The organism is Nitrosomonas sp. Nm84, from assembly GCF_003201565.1.
GTDB lineage: Bacteria > Pseudomonadota > Gammaproteobacteria > Burkholderiales > Nitrosomonadaceae > Nitrosomonas.
Genome location: NZ_QJJP01000006.1, coordinates 90088 through 107470, shown reverse-complemented (window position 1 = coordinate 107470; position 17383 = coordinate 90088). Strand labels below are relative to the sequence as shown.

General features: G+C 48.5%; 12 protein-coding genes. 1 reads left to right on the top strand and 11 read right to left on the bottom strand.

Annotated elements, in window-relative coordinates:
- The first annotated feature begins 55 nt into the window (after positions 1–55).
- Entirely contained in the window at positions 56–4120 is a 4065-nt protein-coding gene (locus C8R34_RS05055; protein ID WP_110338449.1) for a PAS domain S-box protein, read from the top strand.
- 313 nt (positions 4121–4433) lie between these two features.
- Here the strand turns inward: C8R34_RS05055 and sucD are convergent, their stop codons facing one another.
- The 11 genes from sucD to C8R34_RS05000 form a co-directional block, all read right to left on the bottom strand.
- On the bottom strand, positions 4434–5321 hold the full coding sequence (gene sucD / locus C8R34_RS05050; RefSeq protein ID WP_110338447.1) for a succinate--CoA ligase subunit alpha: 888 nt from the start codon (positions 5319–5321) through the stop codon (positions 4434–4436).
- 9 nt (positions 5322–5330) lie between these two features.
- Positions 5331–6512, bottom strand: coding sequence for a malate--CoA ligase subunit beta (locus C8R34_RS05045; protein ID WP_110338445.1), 1182 nt, complete (start codon positions 6510–6512; stop codon positions 5331–5333).
- Positions 6513–6616: 104 nt separating this feature from the next.
- Positions 6617–7564: a CoA ester lyase gene (locus C8R34_RS05040; RefSeq protein WP_110338443.1), complete on the bottom strand. Its 948-nt coding sequence runs from the start codon at positions 7562–7564 to the stop codon at positions 6617–6619.
- Between the two features lie 258 nt (positions 7565–7822).
- Positions 7823–8800 carry an ADP-ribosylglycohydrolase family protein gene (locus tag C8R34_RS05035; RefSeq protein WP_110338441.1) on the bottom strand — a complete coding sequence of 326 codons (978 nt, stop codon included), beginning with the start codon at positions 8798–8800 and terminating at the stop codon, positions 7823–7825.
- A gap of 13 nt (positions 8801–8813) precedes the next feature.
- Entirely contained in the window at positions 8814–8996 is a 183-nt protein-coding gene (locus tag C8R34_RS05030) for a Trm112 family protein (RefSeq protein ID WP_110338439.1), read from the bottom strand.
- Positions 8997–9046: 50 nt separating this feature from the next.
- Entirely contained in the window at positions 9047–9886 is an 840-nt protein-coding gene (locus tag C8R34_RS05025; protein WP_110338437.1) for a ParB/RepB/Spo0J family partition protein, read from the bottom strand.
- A 42-nt stretch (positions 9887–9928) separates the two neighbouring features.
- Positions 9929–10687 carry a ParA family protein gene (locus C8R34_RS05020; RefSeq protein ID WP_110338435.1) on the bottom strand — a complete coding sequence of 253 codons (759 nt, stop codon included), beginning with the start codon at positions 10685–10687 and terminating at the stop codon, positions 9929–9931.
- Positions 10684–11358 (bottom strand): 16S rRNA (guanine(527)-N(7))-methyltransferase RsmG, encoded by a 675-nt coding sequence (gene rsmG, locus C8R34_RS05015; protein WP_110338433.1) that lies wholly within the window; start codon positions 11356–11358, stop codon positions 10684–10686. The genes C8R34_RS05020 and rsmG overlap by 4 nt, the downstream gene beginning before the upstream one ends.
- Positions 11355–13253, bottom strand: a complete 1899-nt coding sequence (gene mnmG / locus C8R34_RS05010; RefSeq protein WP_110338431.1) for a tRNA uridine-5-carboxymethylaminomethyl(34) synthesis enzyme MnmG — start codon at positions 13251–13253, stop codon at positions 11355–11357. The genes rsmG and mnmG overlap by 4 nt, the downstream gene beginning before the upstream one ends.
- A gap of 432 nt (positions 13254–13685) precedes the next feature.
- Positions 13686–13898, bottom strand: coding sequence for a hypothetical protein (locus tag C8R34_RS05005; protein ID WP_110338429.1), 213 nt, complete (start codon positions 13896–13898; stop codon positions 13686–13688).
- Between the two features lie 148 nt (positions 13899–14046).
- Positions 14047–17283 carry a DUF748 domain-containing protein gene (locus C8R34_RS05000; protein ID WP_110338427.1) on the bottom strand — a complete coding sequence of 1079 codons (3237 nt, stop codon included), beginning with the start codon at positions 17281–17283 and terminating at the stop codon, positions 14047–14049.
- Between the last annotated feature and the right edge of the window lie 100 nt (positions 17284–17383).

Below are 17383 nucleotides of genomic sequence, written 5' to 3'. Positions count from 1 at the left end.
CGAAATCAAACTTACTGCAGCGGCCTTCTCAATCAAAAATATTTTTAGTTATCACATGATAAGTAACGATCGGCCAGACTCATATTGGCATTATTTATTTCAGCTGCTGATATTGGCTGCTTTGTACTTTACCTTCGGTTACATCAGCCTTCTCACCATATTCTCATACTCTATTATTACCCCGGTCTTTTTCATGGCTGAAGGTGTCGCGCTGGCCGCTATTATTTTGCTGGGATCGAGGGTTTGGCCGGGCATTTTCCTGGGGCAATTAGCGCTTGCTTTGAGCATAGGGCTTGAATTGTTGCCATCGCTGATCATCTCTGCCGTTAACAGCATTGAGGCACTGCTCGGGGTAGTCTTGTTTAGGCGCTGGAAACTGGATCCTGCTTTGGACAAGGTGCGCGATCTAGGTCGTCTGTTCGTGATGATTTTCTTAATTCTGCAGCCCTTCAGCGCTACTTTCGGGACTTTAGCGCTGGTATTTTTCAGCATTATCCAAGAATCGCCAAGTTACCTCCAGGCCTGGATCTATTGGTGGTTCGGCAACTGCATGGGACAAATTCTGGTCACACCGCTGTTGCTGGTACTATTTTCTTTACCTAATCGCAGCAGGCGTATGGTGCAGTCGATGCGCGATGCAATGGTGCCGATTGCGCTGATTATGCCAGCCACTTGGTCGATTTTCGGCAATTTTGGTTTTAGCAGCATTGCTCTGACGATGGTGATCTATGCGTTACTCTTGACATGGATTGCGATAAAAGGCGGACTTGCCATTGTGTCCCTGATTTGTAGCGGAATCACCTTTTTGTCTTTGTATGAGACATTGCACGGATGGGGGCCCTTTGTACTGAATGGCCATCCGAACATCATTGAGATGAATATTTTTATTCTGGGTATTACACTCACGGCACAGTTTGTCAGTGTGCTATTTGTTGAACGCAATCAGATCGAGACCGATCTGCGGAAAAATGAAGCGAAGTTTTATGCGATTATTAATTCATCCCCTGTCCCCACGGCCGTTCATGATGAACATCGAAACATCACGTATCTGAACAAAGCATTTACACAATTATTTGGCTATACGATTGCAGATATTCCAACATTGGCTGATTGGCGGTGTCAGGCCTATCCGGACAGCGAATATCGCCAATGGGTGGCAACAACATGGGACAGGAATCTGGAAAAAGCTGCCAGAGAAAAAACTGATTTCGAGCCGTTTGGTCTTATTATTCGGTGCAAGGACGGTTCTCAGCGCAGCGTCATTGCAACGACTGCTTCACTGGAATCCCCGGCATTTACTCAAAACCATCGGGTCACATTATTTGATGCCACTGTCCGTAAAAATCTGGAAACGCAGCTCATTGAGAATCATAAATTTCTCGAAGATTTATCAAATAATATTCCCGGCTTCATCTATCAGTTTCAGCTTTTTCCTGATGGACACAGCTGTGTTCCTTTTGCCAGTAAAGGCATGATCAAGATCCTTGGCATAGCGCCCGAGGCGGTAGCAACAGATGCTTCTCCAATATTGTCTATGATTCATCCCGAGGACTCTGAAATTTTGCGCTTGTCGATTCGGGAATCTGCAGATACATTAAATGACTGGTATTTTGAGTTCCGCATTGTTACTGAACAAAAAGAAACCCGGTGGATACATGCGCAATCCAAACCAGCCAAACAGCACGATGGAAGTATCATATGGAATGGTTATGCAACCGATATTTCGGAATTAAAGGATGTATCGCTGAAATTTGAAATCTTGCTGAATCTGGCCAGCGACGGCGTACATATTCTGGATGAAAGTGGGAATATCCTGCATTTTAGCCGCTCATTCGCACAAATGCTCGGCTATAGCAACGAAGAAACCACGCGATTAAATGTGCTGGACTGGGATGCGAAGATTCCAAAAGAAAAGATCGCGCGTATGTTGCGAGAATTTACAAAATCACCGTATATTTTCGAAACACGCCATCGACGCAAGGATGGCAGCATTCTTGATGTCGAAATTAACGCAAAAGGGATAGAAGTTTCTGGCAAGAAATTTATCTATGCGTCGTCACGCGATATTACCAATCGAAAACTGCGCGATCAGGAGATGGAATTTCAGCGTTTGCGCTTATCCAATATTATTGAAGGCACCCATACCGGTACCTGGGAATGGAATGTGCAAACCGGTGAAGTTACAATCAACGAACGCTGGGCGGAAATGATCGGCTATACACGTGCTGAGCTTTCTCCTACCACAGCGGAAACATGGCTCAGGTTTGCTCATCCGGAAGATTTGCCGCGATCCGAGGCGCTCATCAAAGATCACTTTGCCGGAAAAATTCCCTATTACGATTGCGAAGCTCGCCTGCGTCACAAAGCAGGGCATTGGGTTTGGGGGCTGGGTCGTGGCAAAGTATCGAGCTGGACCGAAGATGGCCGGCCTTTAATGATGTTTGGAACACATCAAGACATTACTGATCGCAAGGAACGTGAAGCAATGCTGATAGAAGCACGGCAACAGGCCGAGACTGCCAGCATCGCTAAAACCCGGTTTCTCGCCATGATGTCGCATGAAATCCGCACCCCCATGAATGCTATATTAGGCATGGCTTATTTATTGAGAGAAACTTCTCTCGATGCACGTCAAAGCATGTATCTAAGTAATATCGAAGGCGCTTCGAATATTTTATTGGGCGTTATCAATGACATTCTGGATTACTCTAAAATTGAAGCGAACAAACTTGAATTGGAAAGTATTCCTTTTGATTTGAACAGCATTTTAGAAAATCTGGCGGTACTTGCTTCGATCGCGGCAAAAGACAAAGCCATTGATGTGCTGCTTTACGTCGAACCCAACGTCCCTCGGCACTTTATGGGCGATCCAGTCAGATTGGGTCAGATATTTGTCAATCTGACCAACAATGCGATTAAATTCACGGATCATGGTGAAGTTATTATTCGTATAGCGGTTGAAAAAACCGATCAGACTGGAATCATCACACTTGTCTTCAGCGTGGCTGATAGTGGTATTGGCATGACCACTGAGCAAATGGGAAATCTTTTCAGAGCGTTCTCACAAGCGGATTCTTCCATTACACGACGTTTCGGCGGTACCGGTTTAGGTCTATCCATTTCCTACCGACTGGTCCAACAAATGCATGGCACTATTTTAGTGGAAAGCGAGTATGGTAAAGGCAGCAAGTTCCATGGTTCCGTTAAGCTGCACACGGCAGATCACGACGAGCAACCTTGGGTAATGATTCCTCATGATTTGCAGTCACTGAAGATCATGATCATTGACGATAATGCGATTACACGTCAGGTGCTCTTAGAGATTGTGCGGTCTCTGGGGTGGGATGCTGTTGCGATGGAAAGCAGCGCTCAAGCCATCCAAAAGCTCACGGACCCGGATCTCATGCCCTTTGACTTGCTGTTGCTGACTGCGCACACCCTCAATTCCGGCTCTCTCGAGGTTATGCATGGCATCGAAGTAACTCTGCCTGTTCATCGCCAACCCAAAACGATATGGATTACTAACCATATGGACTCCCTGTTTGCGAAAGACATCAAGGATACTAGAATGATCAGTATCTTAATCAGGCCTTTTACCGCACTAACCCTCGTTGATGCAGTCACTGCGTTTTTCAGAAAAAAAGCAGTGGATAATATCGATCAAGATCAGATTTTCAAAGATGCACAAAAGCAATTCGCCGGTGCGCATATTCTTGTTGCCGAAGATAACGAATTCAACCAAACGCTGATAGTTGAGTTGCTAAGCAATTGGAGCATTACAGTGAGTCTCGCGCAAAACGGCGTTGAATGTCTGGATCGACTCAAAGCACCCGAACGTGCATTCGATCTAATTTTTATGGACATACAAATGCCCGTCATGGATGGATTGGAGGCAGCCCAACAAATTCGCCACGATCTGCATCTGACCGATATTCCCATTATCGCTCTGACAGCCAATGTGATGGAACATGATCAGCAAAAATTTATCCAAGTGGGAATGGATGCTTTCTTGGCTAAACCTTTTGATCCCGAACAGCTATACCGAATTCTCCAGCGATTTATCACAAAGGATCGTCCCATGATCAAAACTCCTGCACAACCTCCCTCGTCAGCGCAATAACCAATTGAGTTGAAACTGGGTGTGTTTCCGATCATTGACCCGGAGCTGCTGATGCTCGATATTAACGGTGAGACGACGCATCTTTTACTTATCTTGCAAAGCAACGTGTCTCTCCGTTAGAAATTACTTCCAGCCGATGGAAATAAAAACTTCCTGAAGCACTAATTCCGGAAAGACTGTGTCGGAATATATTCAGCAAGGGATCGCTGCCAGGTGCCGTGAACAAGTCGCGCAAGAATTTCTCGGTCACCCGGCAGTGAATCGATGGGATAAGATTTAAGTGTGTATGATATTGCGCGACTTTATGGCTTGACTACATTTTAGCCAGAACTTCCGCAACGGTTTGTCCCATCAGCGATGGTGTCGGACAAATCGTAACACCGAGCTCTTTCAATAACGCCACTTTCTCTGCTGCACTTTCTCCGGCGGATGAAATGATCGCCCCCGCATGTCCCATGCGCCGTCCTTCCGGTGCGGTCAAACCGGCAATATAGGCAACCAGCGGTTTGGTCATGTGTTCTTTAGCGAATTTACCGGCTTCCACTTCCTGCGGGCCGCCAATCTCACCGATCATCAGCGCCACTTTAGTTTCAGGATCTTGTTCCAATCTTTCCAGAATGTCCCGATGTGAACTGCCGGGAATCGGGTCACCGCCGATACCGACAGAAGTCGAAATACCGATGCCCAATAACCGCATTTGATCAGCGGCTTCATAACCCAACGTGCCGGAGCGGCCGACTACACCGACATTGCCGCGGATATAGATATGTCCGGGCATGATCCCCAGCATGGCACGACCTGGGCTAATGGTGCCGGCGCAGTTGGGTCCGGTCAGCAGCATGCGTTCTTCCTTGTGGAAGCGGCGCAGGAAATTCTTCACCGTCATCATGTCTTGCGTCGGTATACCATCGGTGATGGATACGCAATATTTGATGCCTGCATCAGCAGCTTCCATGATCGAATCCGCAGCAAATGCCGGCGGTACAAAGACAATGCTGGCTTCCGCGCCAACTTGCTTAACCGCTTCTTTGACGGTATTGAATACCGGTAGTCCCAGATGTGTTTGCCCGCCCTTGCCTGGCGTTACGCCGCCCACTACATTGGAACCGTAATCGATCATTTCCTGTGCATGAAAGGTGCCAATTCTTCCGGTAAACCCTTGAACAATAATTCGTGTTTTTTCGTTGATTAATATCGCCACTTTATACTCCTAGGCTTTTTGTACGACGACTTCGTTACGCGCGCGAACCACTTTTTCCGCGGCATCCGCTAGCGTATCGGCTGTGATGATCGGTAGACCACTGTTCGCAATAATGCGGCGACCTTCTTCGACGTTGGTGCCCGACAAGCGCACCACCAATGGCAGCTTCATATCGATGTTCCTGACGGCCTGCACAACACCTTCCGCAATCCAGTCGCAGCGGTTAATACCGGCGAAGATATTAACCAGCATCGCTTTGACATTGGCATCGGCCAGCACCAGCCGGAAAGCCTTTTCGGTACGTTCGGCTGAAGCGCCGCCGCCGACATCGAGAAAGTTGGCGGGCTCACCACCGGCCAGTTTGATCATGTCCATCGTCGCCATTGCCAGACCGGCGCCATTAATCATGCAGCCGATATCGCCATCCAGTCCGACATAACTTAAACCTGCTTCTGCGGCTGCGACTTCACGGCTATCCACCTGTGTATTGTCGCGCAGTTCCGCAATTTTATGACGGCGGAACAGGGCATTCTCGTCAAATATCATCTTGGCGTCGAGCGCCATGATTTCGTTGTTGGCGGTTAGCACGAGCGGATTGATTTCCAGGATATTGGCATCCAGGTCGCGCAATGCACGATAACAACCCTTAATGGTTTTGACCGCGTGATTCAATTGTGCGGGGTCGATATTCAACGCAAACGCCATTTTTCTCGCCTGAAAATCCTGCAATCCCACTGCCGGTTCGATATAAATCTTGATAATGGCTTCCGGATTGGTCACAGCCAGCTTCTCGATTTCCATGCCGCCCTGCGCAGAACCGATCATGATGATCCGTTCGCTGCTGCGGTCGAGCATGAATGACAGATACATTTCCTTGGCGATATTGGTGCCGGCCTCAATGTATAACCTGGAACAGATTTTTCCGGCAGGGCCAGTTTGATGCGTTACCAGCTTTTTGCCGAGTAACTCTTCGGCGGCTTTCTCGACTTCAACGTGCGTTCTGCACACCTTGATGCCACCCGCTTTACCGCGCGCACCGGAATGGATCTGTGCTTTCACCACCCATACATCGCCATCAATCTCCCTGGCGCGTTGCACGGCTTCCACCACGCTGTAGGCCAAGCCGCCATCAGCAATTTTTACGCCGTATCCAGCCAGGATTTCTTTTGCTTGATATTCGTGAATATTCAATTCAATTTCCTCAACAATTGCATTAAATTCAATTCGATAGTTTTATAATTTCAACTTAAACAGCCATAAAGATAAAGGCCGCTTACCGCGGCCTTATCTGTTGACTAGTTTTTTGCTGCAATAGCTTCAGCTACTTTTACCACATTATTAGCCATTCTTTCAGAAGCTGCGTCGATTAAACGACCATCCAGCGCAGCGGCACCTTTACCTTGCGCAGCAGCCTCTTTAAGTGCCGCCAGAATACGTTTTGCTTTCTCAATTTCACGTGCGGGCGGTGTGAATACCTCATTGGCCAGTTCTATTTGCGTTGGATGAATCGCCCATTTTCCTTCACATCCCAACGCGGCGGCGCGTTTAGCCGCTAGCACGTAACCGTCGGGATCCTTGATGTCGCCAAAAGGACCGTCAATCGGACGCAAGCCGTACGCACGACAAGCCACGATCATGCGGCTGATGGCAAAATGCCATTGATCGCCAGGATAATCGGGATTCAAGCCACCGATATTGGTGGTTCTGGCGCGGTTACTGGCGGCATAATCGGCAACACCGAAATGCAAGGCTTCCAGCCGTCCTGATGCGCCGTTGCGCGCAATATCCTCGACATTGGCCATGCCCAGCGCGGTTTCGATCAGCGCTTCCAGACCGATGCGGTTTTTCAGGCCTTGCTGCATTTCGAGCTGGGTCACCATCGCTTGCACCATGTATATATCCGCATACACCCCGGCTTTCGGGATCAGCAGCGTATCGATCTTATGTCCGGCCTGTTCTACCAGATCAACCACATCGCGCACCATATATTGGGTATCGAGCCCGTTGATACGCACCGAAACCGTGATGCCGTGGCCTTTCCAATCCAGATCGTTGAGTGCTTGGATGACATTTTTACGTGCCTGGATTTTGTCATCAGGCGCAACTGCATCTTCCAAATCGAGAAAAACAAAATCTACGCCGCTATTCAATGCTTTCTCAAACATTCCCGGATTAGAACCTGGAACTGCCAATTCGCAACGTTGTACCCGCTGAATAGTGGTTTCATATAGCGTGTGACTCATGTTTCCTCCAGAATTAATAAATTTTTTAAGTAATCAATAGGGCTAATAGACGAACATGCCGGATGAGTGGTTTGTATTTTTAATGTCATTTCACCTGATCTGCACTCAGTAGCAGGCATGGAATTAAGGCATTCTGTGTATCGTGGACTAGCAACGCAGGTAATCTTGATGAGGTGAATGGTTAGAATGAATGGTTTTCTGCTGGTCTTTTTAAAGACTCATTATTCAGCGAATTATATCCATTCTGCGGGAATTTATCTACTGACGCGAAAGCCGCTCACAAGCATCTGCTGCGATTGACAGCTTGCGGTAACGAGCAACCCATTCAAGTGGAATGGAAGAAACGTGCTTAGCTTGTTGCGTCGCGTAAGCCGCCATAATGGCGCCGAGCATGATGCTGCGTCCGCAACTATCACCGCCGATGCGGATATTTTCTTCGATGGCAGTGCGATAATTGGGTGCGTGCTGCGCGATATGTACGATGATCGGCAGTCCCTCCAATACATGGCATGCAGTGCCGAAGCGCTTGGCGATCGCAGCGCTATCGAGTGTTTTCGTTTGCATGGCTTCTTCCACCAGCGGCTTCAGTTTCTCCCCGGCGTGCGGCAATGCAGCAGTGAGTGCCTGAATAATGGATTTTCCGTTCAACACTTCAAACAAAACGCAACCGGCATACTGCGCCGCTGCAACTGCGGTGTCATTATTGTTGGTGATGCGCACAATGCGTTCGATTTCAGTTTTCAGTGCGTCTTGCGACCCGGTATGCGCCGCTACCACAGCCGGCAATGTTGCCAGCGCGGCAAATTGGTCGTCATCAGCACCCGAGTTTTCCGGGAATTCTTCCGGTTTGAGCGGTAGCAGTGTTTGTAATGTTAAGCGGGTAGGGGAGTCGACATAACCGACGTACGATCCACCTGGGCCAAAATAACCTCGATATTCTGTCTGGTACGCAACACGATCAAATTGGGCGTGCTGGGCAAAATGCCGCAACATCAACAGGCATAACTCGCCATATCCGGATGAGTCGCCCGCTGTTTTGCCGCCATGCGCGAAATAGCCTTTGGTTTCTACATAATCATTGGCATCCGATGGCAGAAAAACCAGCCCTTTGGTTTTTTCGATCTGTGCAACGCGCGCGGGGTCATACAGCCAGTGCAGTCCCAATGCAGCGGAATCCGCGATCAGTGCGCCTAGAACAGTCGCCACTCGGGGTTCTAATTGAATACCTGTATTCATCGTGTTTTCGGTGTTATTTAATTTCAACGGCATCGGGTATTCTGCGCGCTTCTTCTGCAAGCATGACGGGAATTCCGTCTTTGATCGCAAATGCCAGTCGATCGGGTTTGCAAATCAATTCCTTGTTTTCTTTTTTGTAAATAAGAGGTCCTTTACACAAAGGGCACACCAGAATATCTAACAATCTTGCATCCATAATTTTCCTTATTCAATCCAATTGACGTCGATGGGATATTGATAGCCTATCTACAATTTACCAAGAATATCATCCAACTGATCCAGACTGGTATAGTGAATCACAATATTACCCTGGCCGTTTTTCTTTGGCTTGATGGCAACCTGCGCGCCAAGCCGCTCCGATACATCTTCCTGCAATCGCATTAAATCTCTGTCGGTTTTTCTCACCTTTTTAGGCACTGGGTGTTCGATCTGGTTGACGAGTTTTTCCGTCTCGCGTACCGAAAGCTGCCTTTGCACGATCACGTTGGCAATTTTAATTTGTTGCGCAGGTGCCAGTGTCAGCAGGGCACGTCCATGTCCCATATCAATTTTACCTTGCATCATCAAATCCTGCACCGGCGTAGACAAATTAAGCAGGCGCAGCAAATTGGAAATGGTGCTGCGTGAATTGCCCAGCGCTTCCCCTGCCGTTTGGTGCGTCATGCCAAACTCATTGATCAGACGCTGGATACCCATGGCTTCTTCCAGCGGATTCAAGTTTTCACGTTGGATATTTTCGATCAGCGACATGGCGAGCGCCGATTCATCAGCGACTTTGCGTATCAGCGCGGGTACTTCGGCGAGCCCGGCCAGTTGCGCTGCGCGCCATCTGCGTTCTCCGGCGATGATTTCATACTGATCCGCATTGATGGGACGCACCAGAATCGGCTGCATGACGCCTTGCGCCTTGATGGATTCCGCCAACTCTGCCAAAGCTACCTGATCCATATTGGTTCTGGGCTGGTATTTACCGGGCTGTAGTCTCGAGATTTCAAGGCTTTGCAATGATTCCTCCGCAATAGCAGCGCTGTCATCGCCAGACAATAACGCATCCAAGCCTCTTCCCAGTCCTTTTTGTTTTACCATCGTGTCGATTCCTTAATTTTACGTATCCAGGTCATTGATAACTCAGGCATTCAGTATTTCTCTGGCAAGCTCAAGATAGGCTTGCGCGCCTTTTGATTGCTCATCATGATACAGAACCGGCAGACCGAAGCCGGGCGCTTCCGCCAGGCGTACATTGCGTGGAATCACGGTGCGATAGACTTTATCGCCAAAGTGTTTCTGTAATTGCTCAGAAACCTGCTGCGCCAGGATACTGCGCGGATCGAACATGGTACGCAGCAGGCCCTCAATCCTCAGCACGGGATTAAAATTGGTGCGCACACGCTTAATGGTGTTGACCAGATCGCTCAGTCCCTCCAATGCATAATATTCGCATTGCATTGGGATCATTACTGCATGTGCAGCGCATAAGCCGTTGAGTGTCAATAGATTTAATGCAGGCGGGCAATCGATCAGAATATAATCATAGTCGTGTTCGATCGTTTCGAGCGCAGATTTAAGGCGCGTTTCCCGCTGCGAAAAATCGACCATTTCCACTTCGGCACCGGCCAAATCCCGGTTGGCGGGGATCAAATCATACTTGCCTTGTGTGCTGGTTACGCGCGCTGCCTGGATCGCAGCGTCGCCCAGCAGGACATGATACACCGTGGTTTTAACGGTTTGTTTGTTAGTGCCGCTGCCCATCGTGGCGTTGGCTTGCGGATCAAGATCGACCAATAACACGCGTTTTCCCGATACCGCCAAGCTTGCGGCCAGGTTGACGCTGGTGGTGGTTTTGCCAACCCCGCCTTTTTGATTGGTGATGGCTAGAATTTTGGTCATGGGCTTAGCTCCTGCATTTGGGCACCCTGTATGGCGTTCTTCGTAATGATCAATTGCCGATCTGCATCCAATCCGGGTACGGTTAGTGTCACGATCTTCTCAATAAAAAAGGGATTACGTACTTGCTTGCGCTCGTTGTCGGAGCAATTCGCTTTCATCGCAACCCAGCGGCAATCGGCATTTTCTTTCGTAGCCCACTGCCGGGTTAACGCCATGAATTCACCCAACTCGGAAAAGGCGCGCGTAATAACGGTATCCACTGTTTTATCCGCGCGGATATCCTCAATACGCTGCGCCATGACATCAACGTTGTGCAGCGCCAGTTCAATTTTGACCTGCTGTAAAAACGCCGCTTTTTTCTGATTGCTTTCAACCAGCGACACTTGCCAATCCGGCCTTGCCAGTGCAATCGGAATACCCGGCAACCCCGCGCCACTGCCAACATCGATGATTTGCGGACCACCAATATAAGGCAGCACGGCCAGACTGTCCATGATATGTTGATAGAGCATGTCGTGCGGGTTGCGGATTGCGGTCAGGTTATGTATTTTGTTCCACTTCTCAATGAGCAATACATAGCGCTCGATCAATCCGGGAAGCAGTTTTTCCTGCGCACCAAAATCATAATCCAGCGCTTCTAAGCCCTGCGTAATCTCTTGTAACAGGCTCATGCGCGCTGTTTATTGTCATTCACCCCAAACCCGCGCTTCAAATGCACCAGCAATAGTGAGATAGCAGCGGGCGTCACACCGGAAATCCTGGATGCCTGACCGATGGTTTCCGGTTTGTGCTGATTGAGCTTTTGCTGCACTTCGTTGGACAGCCCTTTCACCATGCAATAGTCGATATCTTTGGGCAACAAGGTATTTTCATATTGTGACTGGCGTGACACTTCCTCTTGCTGACGTTGAATGTAGCCGTGATACTTCGCCTGTATTTCAACCTGTTCAGCCACTTGTGCATGGGTTACCGGTATACCAGCGCCGGGTAATGTCATCAGTGTGGCATAAGTGACATCAGGGCGCCGCAGCAACTCGGTTAGCGTATATTCCCGCTCAATGCCTTTACCCAGCACGCGAACGGCTTCATGTTCCGGCAAAGTATTCGGAAACAGTCGCACTGAATCGAGTCGTTGCTGCTCTTCCTCGATGGCTTCCTGCTTAGCGGTGAAAACAGCCCAGCGTTGATCATCGATCAAACCAAGTTTTCTACCGATTGCAGTCAAGCGTAAATCGGCGTTGTCTTCACGCAATTGCAAGCGATATTCTGCGCGGCTGGTAAACATGCGATACGGTTCGGTCACGCCGGAGGTCACCAGATCATCGACGAGAACCCCTAAATAAGCCTCGTTCCTTTGCGGCAACCACTCATCTTTTTCCTGAATTTTCAGCGCGGCATTGATACCTGCCAATAAGCCTTGTGCGGCGGCTTCTTCGTAACCGGTGGTGCCGTTGATTTGTCCGGCAAAAAACAAATTTTCGACGGTCTTGGTTTCAAGCGAGCGTTTCAAATTACGCGGATCAAAATAATCATATTCGATCGCGTAGCCAGGCCGCGTGATATGAGCATTCTCAAGGCCTGCGATGGAATGGATCAACTTGACCTGTACTTCAAACGACAAGCTGGTCGATATGCCGTTAGGATAGATTTCATGCGTGCCGAGCCCCTCCGGCTCGAGAAAAATCTGGTGCGATTCCCGCGCGGAAAAACGCACCACTTTATCTTCGATCGAAGGACAATAACGAGGGCCAACGCCTTCAATTTTTCCGGTGTACAACGGTGAATCGACCAAACCACTGCGAATGATGTCATGCGTTAACTCGTTGGTGCTGGTGATCCAACAGGAGATTTGTGCAGGATGCTGAATGCCTTCACCCACGAACGAAAACACCGGGATCGGTTGATCGCCGGGCTGCTCCTGCAGTTTGGCGTAATTCATGCTGCGGCCATCGATGCGTGGCGGTGTGCCGGTTTTTAACCGCCCTGCCGGAAACTCCATGTCGCGCAATCGCTGCGCCAGTGTCAGCGATGGCGGATCGCCCGCCCGCCCGGCCTTGAAATTGGTTTTCCCGATATGCGCCAACCCCGCCAGGAATGTACCGACGGTCAATATCACTGCACGTGCATAGATTTTTATATTGAGTTGCGTGATGACGCCAATCACCCGATCTTGTTCGATAATCAAATCATCGACGCCCTGCTGCATCACCTGCAAATTTGGCTGGTTTTCGATGCGTTTACGGATGGCTTGCCGATACAGCACTCGATCCGCTTGCGCGCGCGTCGCTCTGACGGCAGGACCCTTGCTCGAATTGAGAACGCGAAACTGAATGCCGGCCTCATCGGTAGCCAATCCCATCGCACCGCCCAATGCATCGATTTCCTTGACCAGATGACTTTTCCCGATACCGCCGATCGACGGATTGCACGACATCTGTCCAATCGTTTCGATATTGTGCGTCAACAACAGCGTCTTATGCCCCATACGCGCCGCCGCCAGCGCCGCTTCAGTCCCGGCATGCCCGCCGCCCACGACGATGATTTCGAATTCTGTATGATTGCCCATAGCGTTTAAGCCTCAGATGTTACTGGAATAACTAAATTTCTTGATAGCAGAAAGGATTCTTACCAGAGATGTTTCACGTGAAACCTTTTTGCAGCGTTCGCTAAAAAAGATGTGATTTCAGGATGCGATTATAGAGGGTGCGGAATAATTAGTGCAAGTTTATACTCTGGATTGAGTCTAGTGGTTAGCTATGGATTCTCTTTGGACCATCGGTTATCCTCAGATAAATAAGTCCCCAATGAGTCATACACGTTCTCGACTCGTTTTGCATTTTGCTTATGGATGCCGTCGTTTGTGCTAAAAACACTATTTGATAGAGCTATCAACGAACTGGATGCTGCCAGAATTTTTACTTTGGTAGGCAGATGGAAGGCTTTCGCGGTTTTGTCATATCAGGAATAAGAAAAGATGCGCTTGTAGCGGCGATGATAGCTAGCGCAGGTGTTGTGACGCTTGGTGCATGACCTCTTTGCTAGAAATTCCCGGGTTGGCAATCACATTCGCATACTCGATTAGCGAGTGAGCTATCTGACCTATGGTTTTGTTCATTTCCTGAACCGGATCAATTAGCAACTTTACAATTAATTGACCGAGAACATAAGTAATCACACCAGAAAGAACTGTTAGAAAAGCGGTGCGCAACATAAGAATCCTAGGGATATCTAATTAAATTTAGACAGATGGTGCATTCGGGCAGGCATTATCCAATCGGTCACAAAAGAACTGATTTTAATTGAGTGCCTTAGCGTCTGCACATTTTGCAACGTATCTGAGATATTACATATAGTGACGTTCATTTCAACACAAATTCCGCTCGATTCCCATTCTTCTGCTCGTCTTCTTTGTTTTCGTGCGCACCTACTACAAAAACCCGTTCATCGGAAATTTTGCCGTTTTCGATCAGCCAATTGAGCGCGGTATTGGCGCGGCGCTCTGCCAGTATCGCCAGATCATCGTCGTTGACTTGCGTATTGGTGAGTATGAGTTGCTCCATTTCGGCACTCGGTAAGCTTTTAGCGAAACCTATCGCATTTTTGGGTTTTTCGAAGGTTTCTTTTTTGTAAGCGACTTCAAGATACTTGCTATATTCTTCCGGAGTGAGTGTCACGTCCGCTAGGTCGGTACTGGCGATGTCTGCTTTAGTTTGTTCGGCAAGCTTTTGCGCTTTGACTTTGTCCTGCAGCATAGCTACCTTGAGTCCTTCAAGATCCTGTGCGGGGTCAACATGGCCGGAAATTTCCAGGTTGAGAGACGGACGGTCATTTAATATTTTCGCTAGGGCTTCCAAACGCTTTGCTGCATCGGCATCGATATCCGCAAAACCCGGCGTAAAAGTAATCTCCGATAATTCCTCCCCACCCTCCAACACGGAACCCAGTAATGCAAATGGTGATGTGATTGCTTTAGTAATCAGGTTTGTCAGTGCGGTGAAAATGATATCAGAAAGACTGAATTGAGGATCATCGAGAGAGCCCTTGATCGGCAAGTGAATATCAATTTCTCCACGGCGATTCTTGAGAATCGAAATTGCCAGGCTGAGCGGTAGTGATACTGCATCTTCACTTTCGACTTTCTCGCCCAGCGTAAATTGATCCAAAAATATTTTATTGTTGCCGGATAAAACACCTTTGTCGATCTGATAGTTCACATCCGCGGATAATTTGCCTTTTTCTATTTCATAGCCGATATATTTCACTGAGTAAGGGCTAAATGGCGGCAGGTCAATATTTTTAACCTTGGCAACAAGATCAAGCGCCAGCTCGGAACTGAATGGATCGGTCGTACCACGAATTTCCAGAGGTGCTGTTTTAGCAACCATGCCACGGATATCAATTTTTCCCTGTTTGCCGGGATGAAGCGGGCCAATCTGTCCGGCAAGTCCTGTCAAATTGGCACGATAATTCGGTTTGATGAATTGGTCGCTGAAATTGATGTTGCCTTGCTGCAGGATGATTTTATCGATATGAACGGGCGTATCTTTTTTTGCCTGTACGGGTTGTTGGGTCGTTGCAGGTGCGACGCTGGCAGCAGTGGCCTGAGGTTCCAAGGGAACATCTTGCCGAACGATTTGCTTGAGATTGAAGTTGCCATCCGGCAGTATCATCACGCGTGCAAAGAAATCGCTCAGACCGATGGTTTTGATATCAACGCGCAGCGGTTCATTGACAAAGTTCAGGTTGCTAATATCCAGTTTTTTCCAGCGCAGCAGATCCTGTGCGCTTTGGGGATCGAATACATTGAAGTTTCCTAGCTTGCCATTGCCATTCACGGCAATTTTCAATGGTTCGCCATTCGCTTGGATCTTGCCGTCAAAGGAAATATCACCACTGGTCAGCATCGCAGCCAGCTTATCGCCAGCCCAGCCCTGTAACGACACTACATCGACCGAATCGAGATTCAGAGTTAAATCAGTGGCAAGGGGTGCCCATGCCAGCGAACCATCGACTTTGAGTTTGCCGCGCTGATTGACTTGTGCTTGTAGTGCCAGATTCAACGGTTTGACACCGCTGAGGTCAATATTATCGACGGCCAGATCCAACGGATCCACCACCATCGGCGCAGCTTTCGTCAGCGTCAGATCTTCATATTGCAGCTTAGCTGCTTTGAGTTTTATGCGCTTGATTTGCGTAGTCCAAGGTGCATCCGGGCTGGATGGCTTTTCCTTGTTCACGCGTTGGGGCTCGCGCGGTTTCGTTGGTTCCGTTTGTTTTTCAGCTATCTTGATTTCAGTGGCAGGGTAAGCAGGTTTTCTGGCTGGCAGCGGAATGCGTGCCTGGATTTTAGGCTGAGCTTTAGCTTTGGTCTGCACCTGGACTTGCGGTTTAGGTTCAGCTTGTTCGTCTGAGGAATTGAACAATCGGGTTAAATCGATTGTACCGCTGGTATCTCGACGCAAAGTGGTTTTCAGTCGATCCAGTGTAATTTCTCCCAATGCAATCTGCCGGGATGTTGTATTCACCGTGATTGCGTCGATGTCCAATTGGGCGAGTGACAATGCGGGTTCTTTTTCACCTTCGCGTGTTAGTGCAATTTGATCGATATGCAGTTTGACTTGTGATGGTTTTTTGCCGGTCAAATCAACTTGCGTCAGAGCAATCGCCAATTGCTTCAAACGAGCTTGGTAAGGTACCTCTACGGCACTGTTTTTTACTGCCAATTGCCGCAATGTGGTGGTGCCGGTCAGGGTAATATCGGGCGCTTTATCAGGTGCTTGGACAAAAGTGACCAGCAGTTCGCTGTCGTAAAGACCTGATAACAGCTTAATGCCTTTAGGTAAGGGCGCGTATCGATCGATCTCGGTTAAATCAAATTCACTTAGTTTTAATGTCAATGTCGCTTCCTGGCTCTCAGTAAAAGCGCGCAATTTACCATCCAGTGACAAGGGCGATCCGTTAATTTTTGCGCTAAAGTGCGGCTCTATCCAATTGGTGAGCGTGCTTTTGAAGTTGGCAACGACTGGAATGCCCAGATTGATTTCGGTGATTTTATGGTCGGTCTTCATGTGACGATCAACAAACTCAAAATGACCACCTTGGATCGTGATATTGCTGATGGAGAATTGCGCATCACCAGGATCTTCGTCCTTTTCATCTGCCGGTTGACTGAATTTTTCCAGCAGATCGGAAATATTAAATTGGTTTTCCGCTTCTCGTACCAAATGCAGCTTGGGCTCCACTAGCGAGACTGATGTGATTACCGGTGCGCGGTGCTTAAGCGATTCAATACTGAGATCGACATGCAGTTTGCCGAATGCAAAAAGCGTTGCAGATTCTTCACGGGCATCCGCTTTTTCATCGATCCGAAACCCTTGTATGATCAGCTCAAGCGTATGCAGCTTGATTTCAATGGATGCCACGCTGACAGGACGTTGCAACAGCTCTGACAAGCGCGTCTCAAGTTGAGATTTTGCATAACCGGGTAACCAGAAGTAACTCAGCGCCACCAACAGCGCAATCAGAGCGACTACTATGCCGAGACTGATACTTAGTCGTTTATATCGGGTAACACGTGGCTGTACGGTCGAAGTCATAGTAGCGCCCTTTTATTGTCTACATCAGGTTAATGGGATGCTAGAACATCATAATCATATGATACTGGGTAATTAGTCTTCCGATAGGCAGATTGCGTTA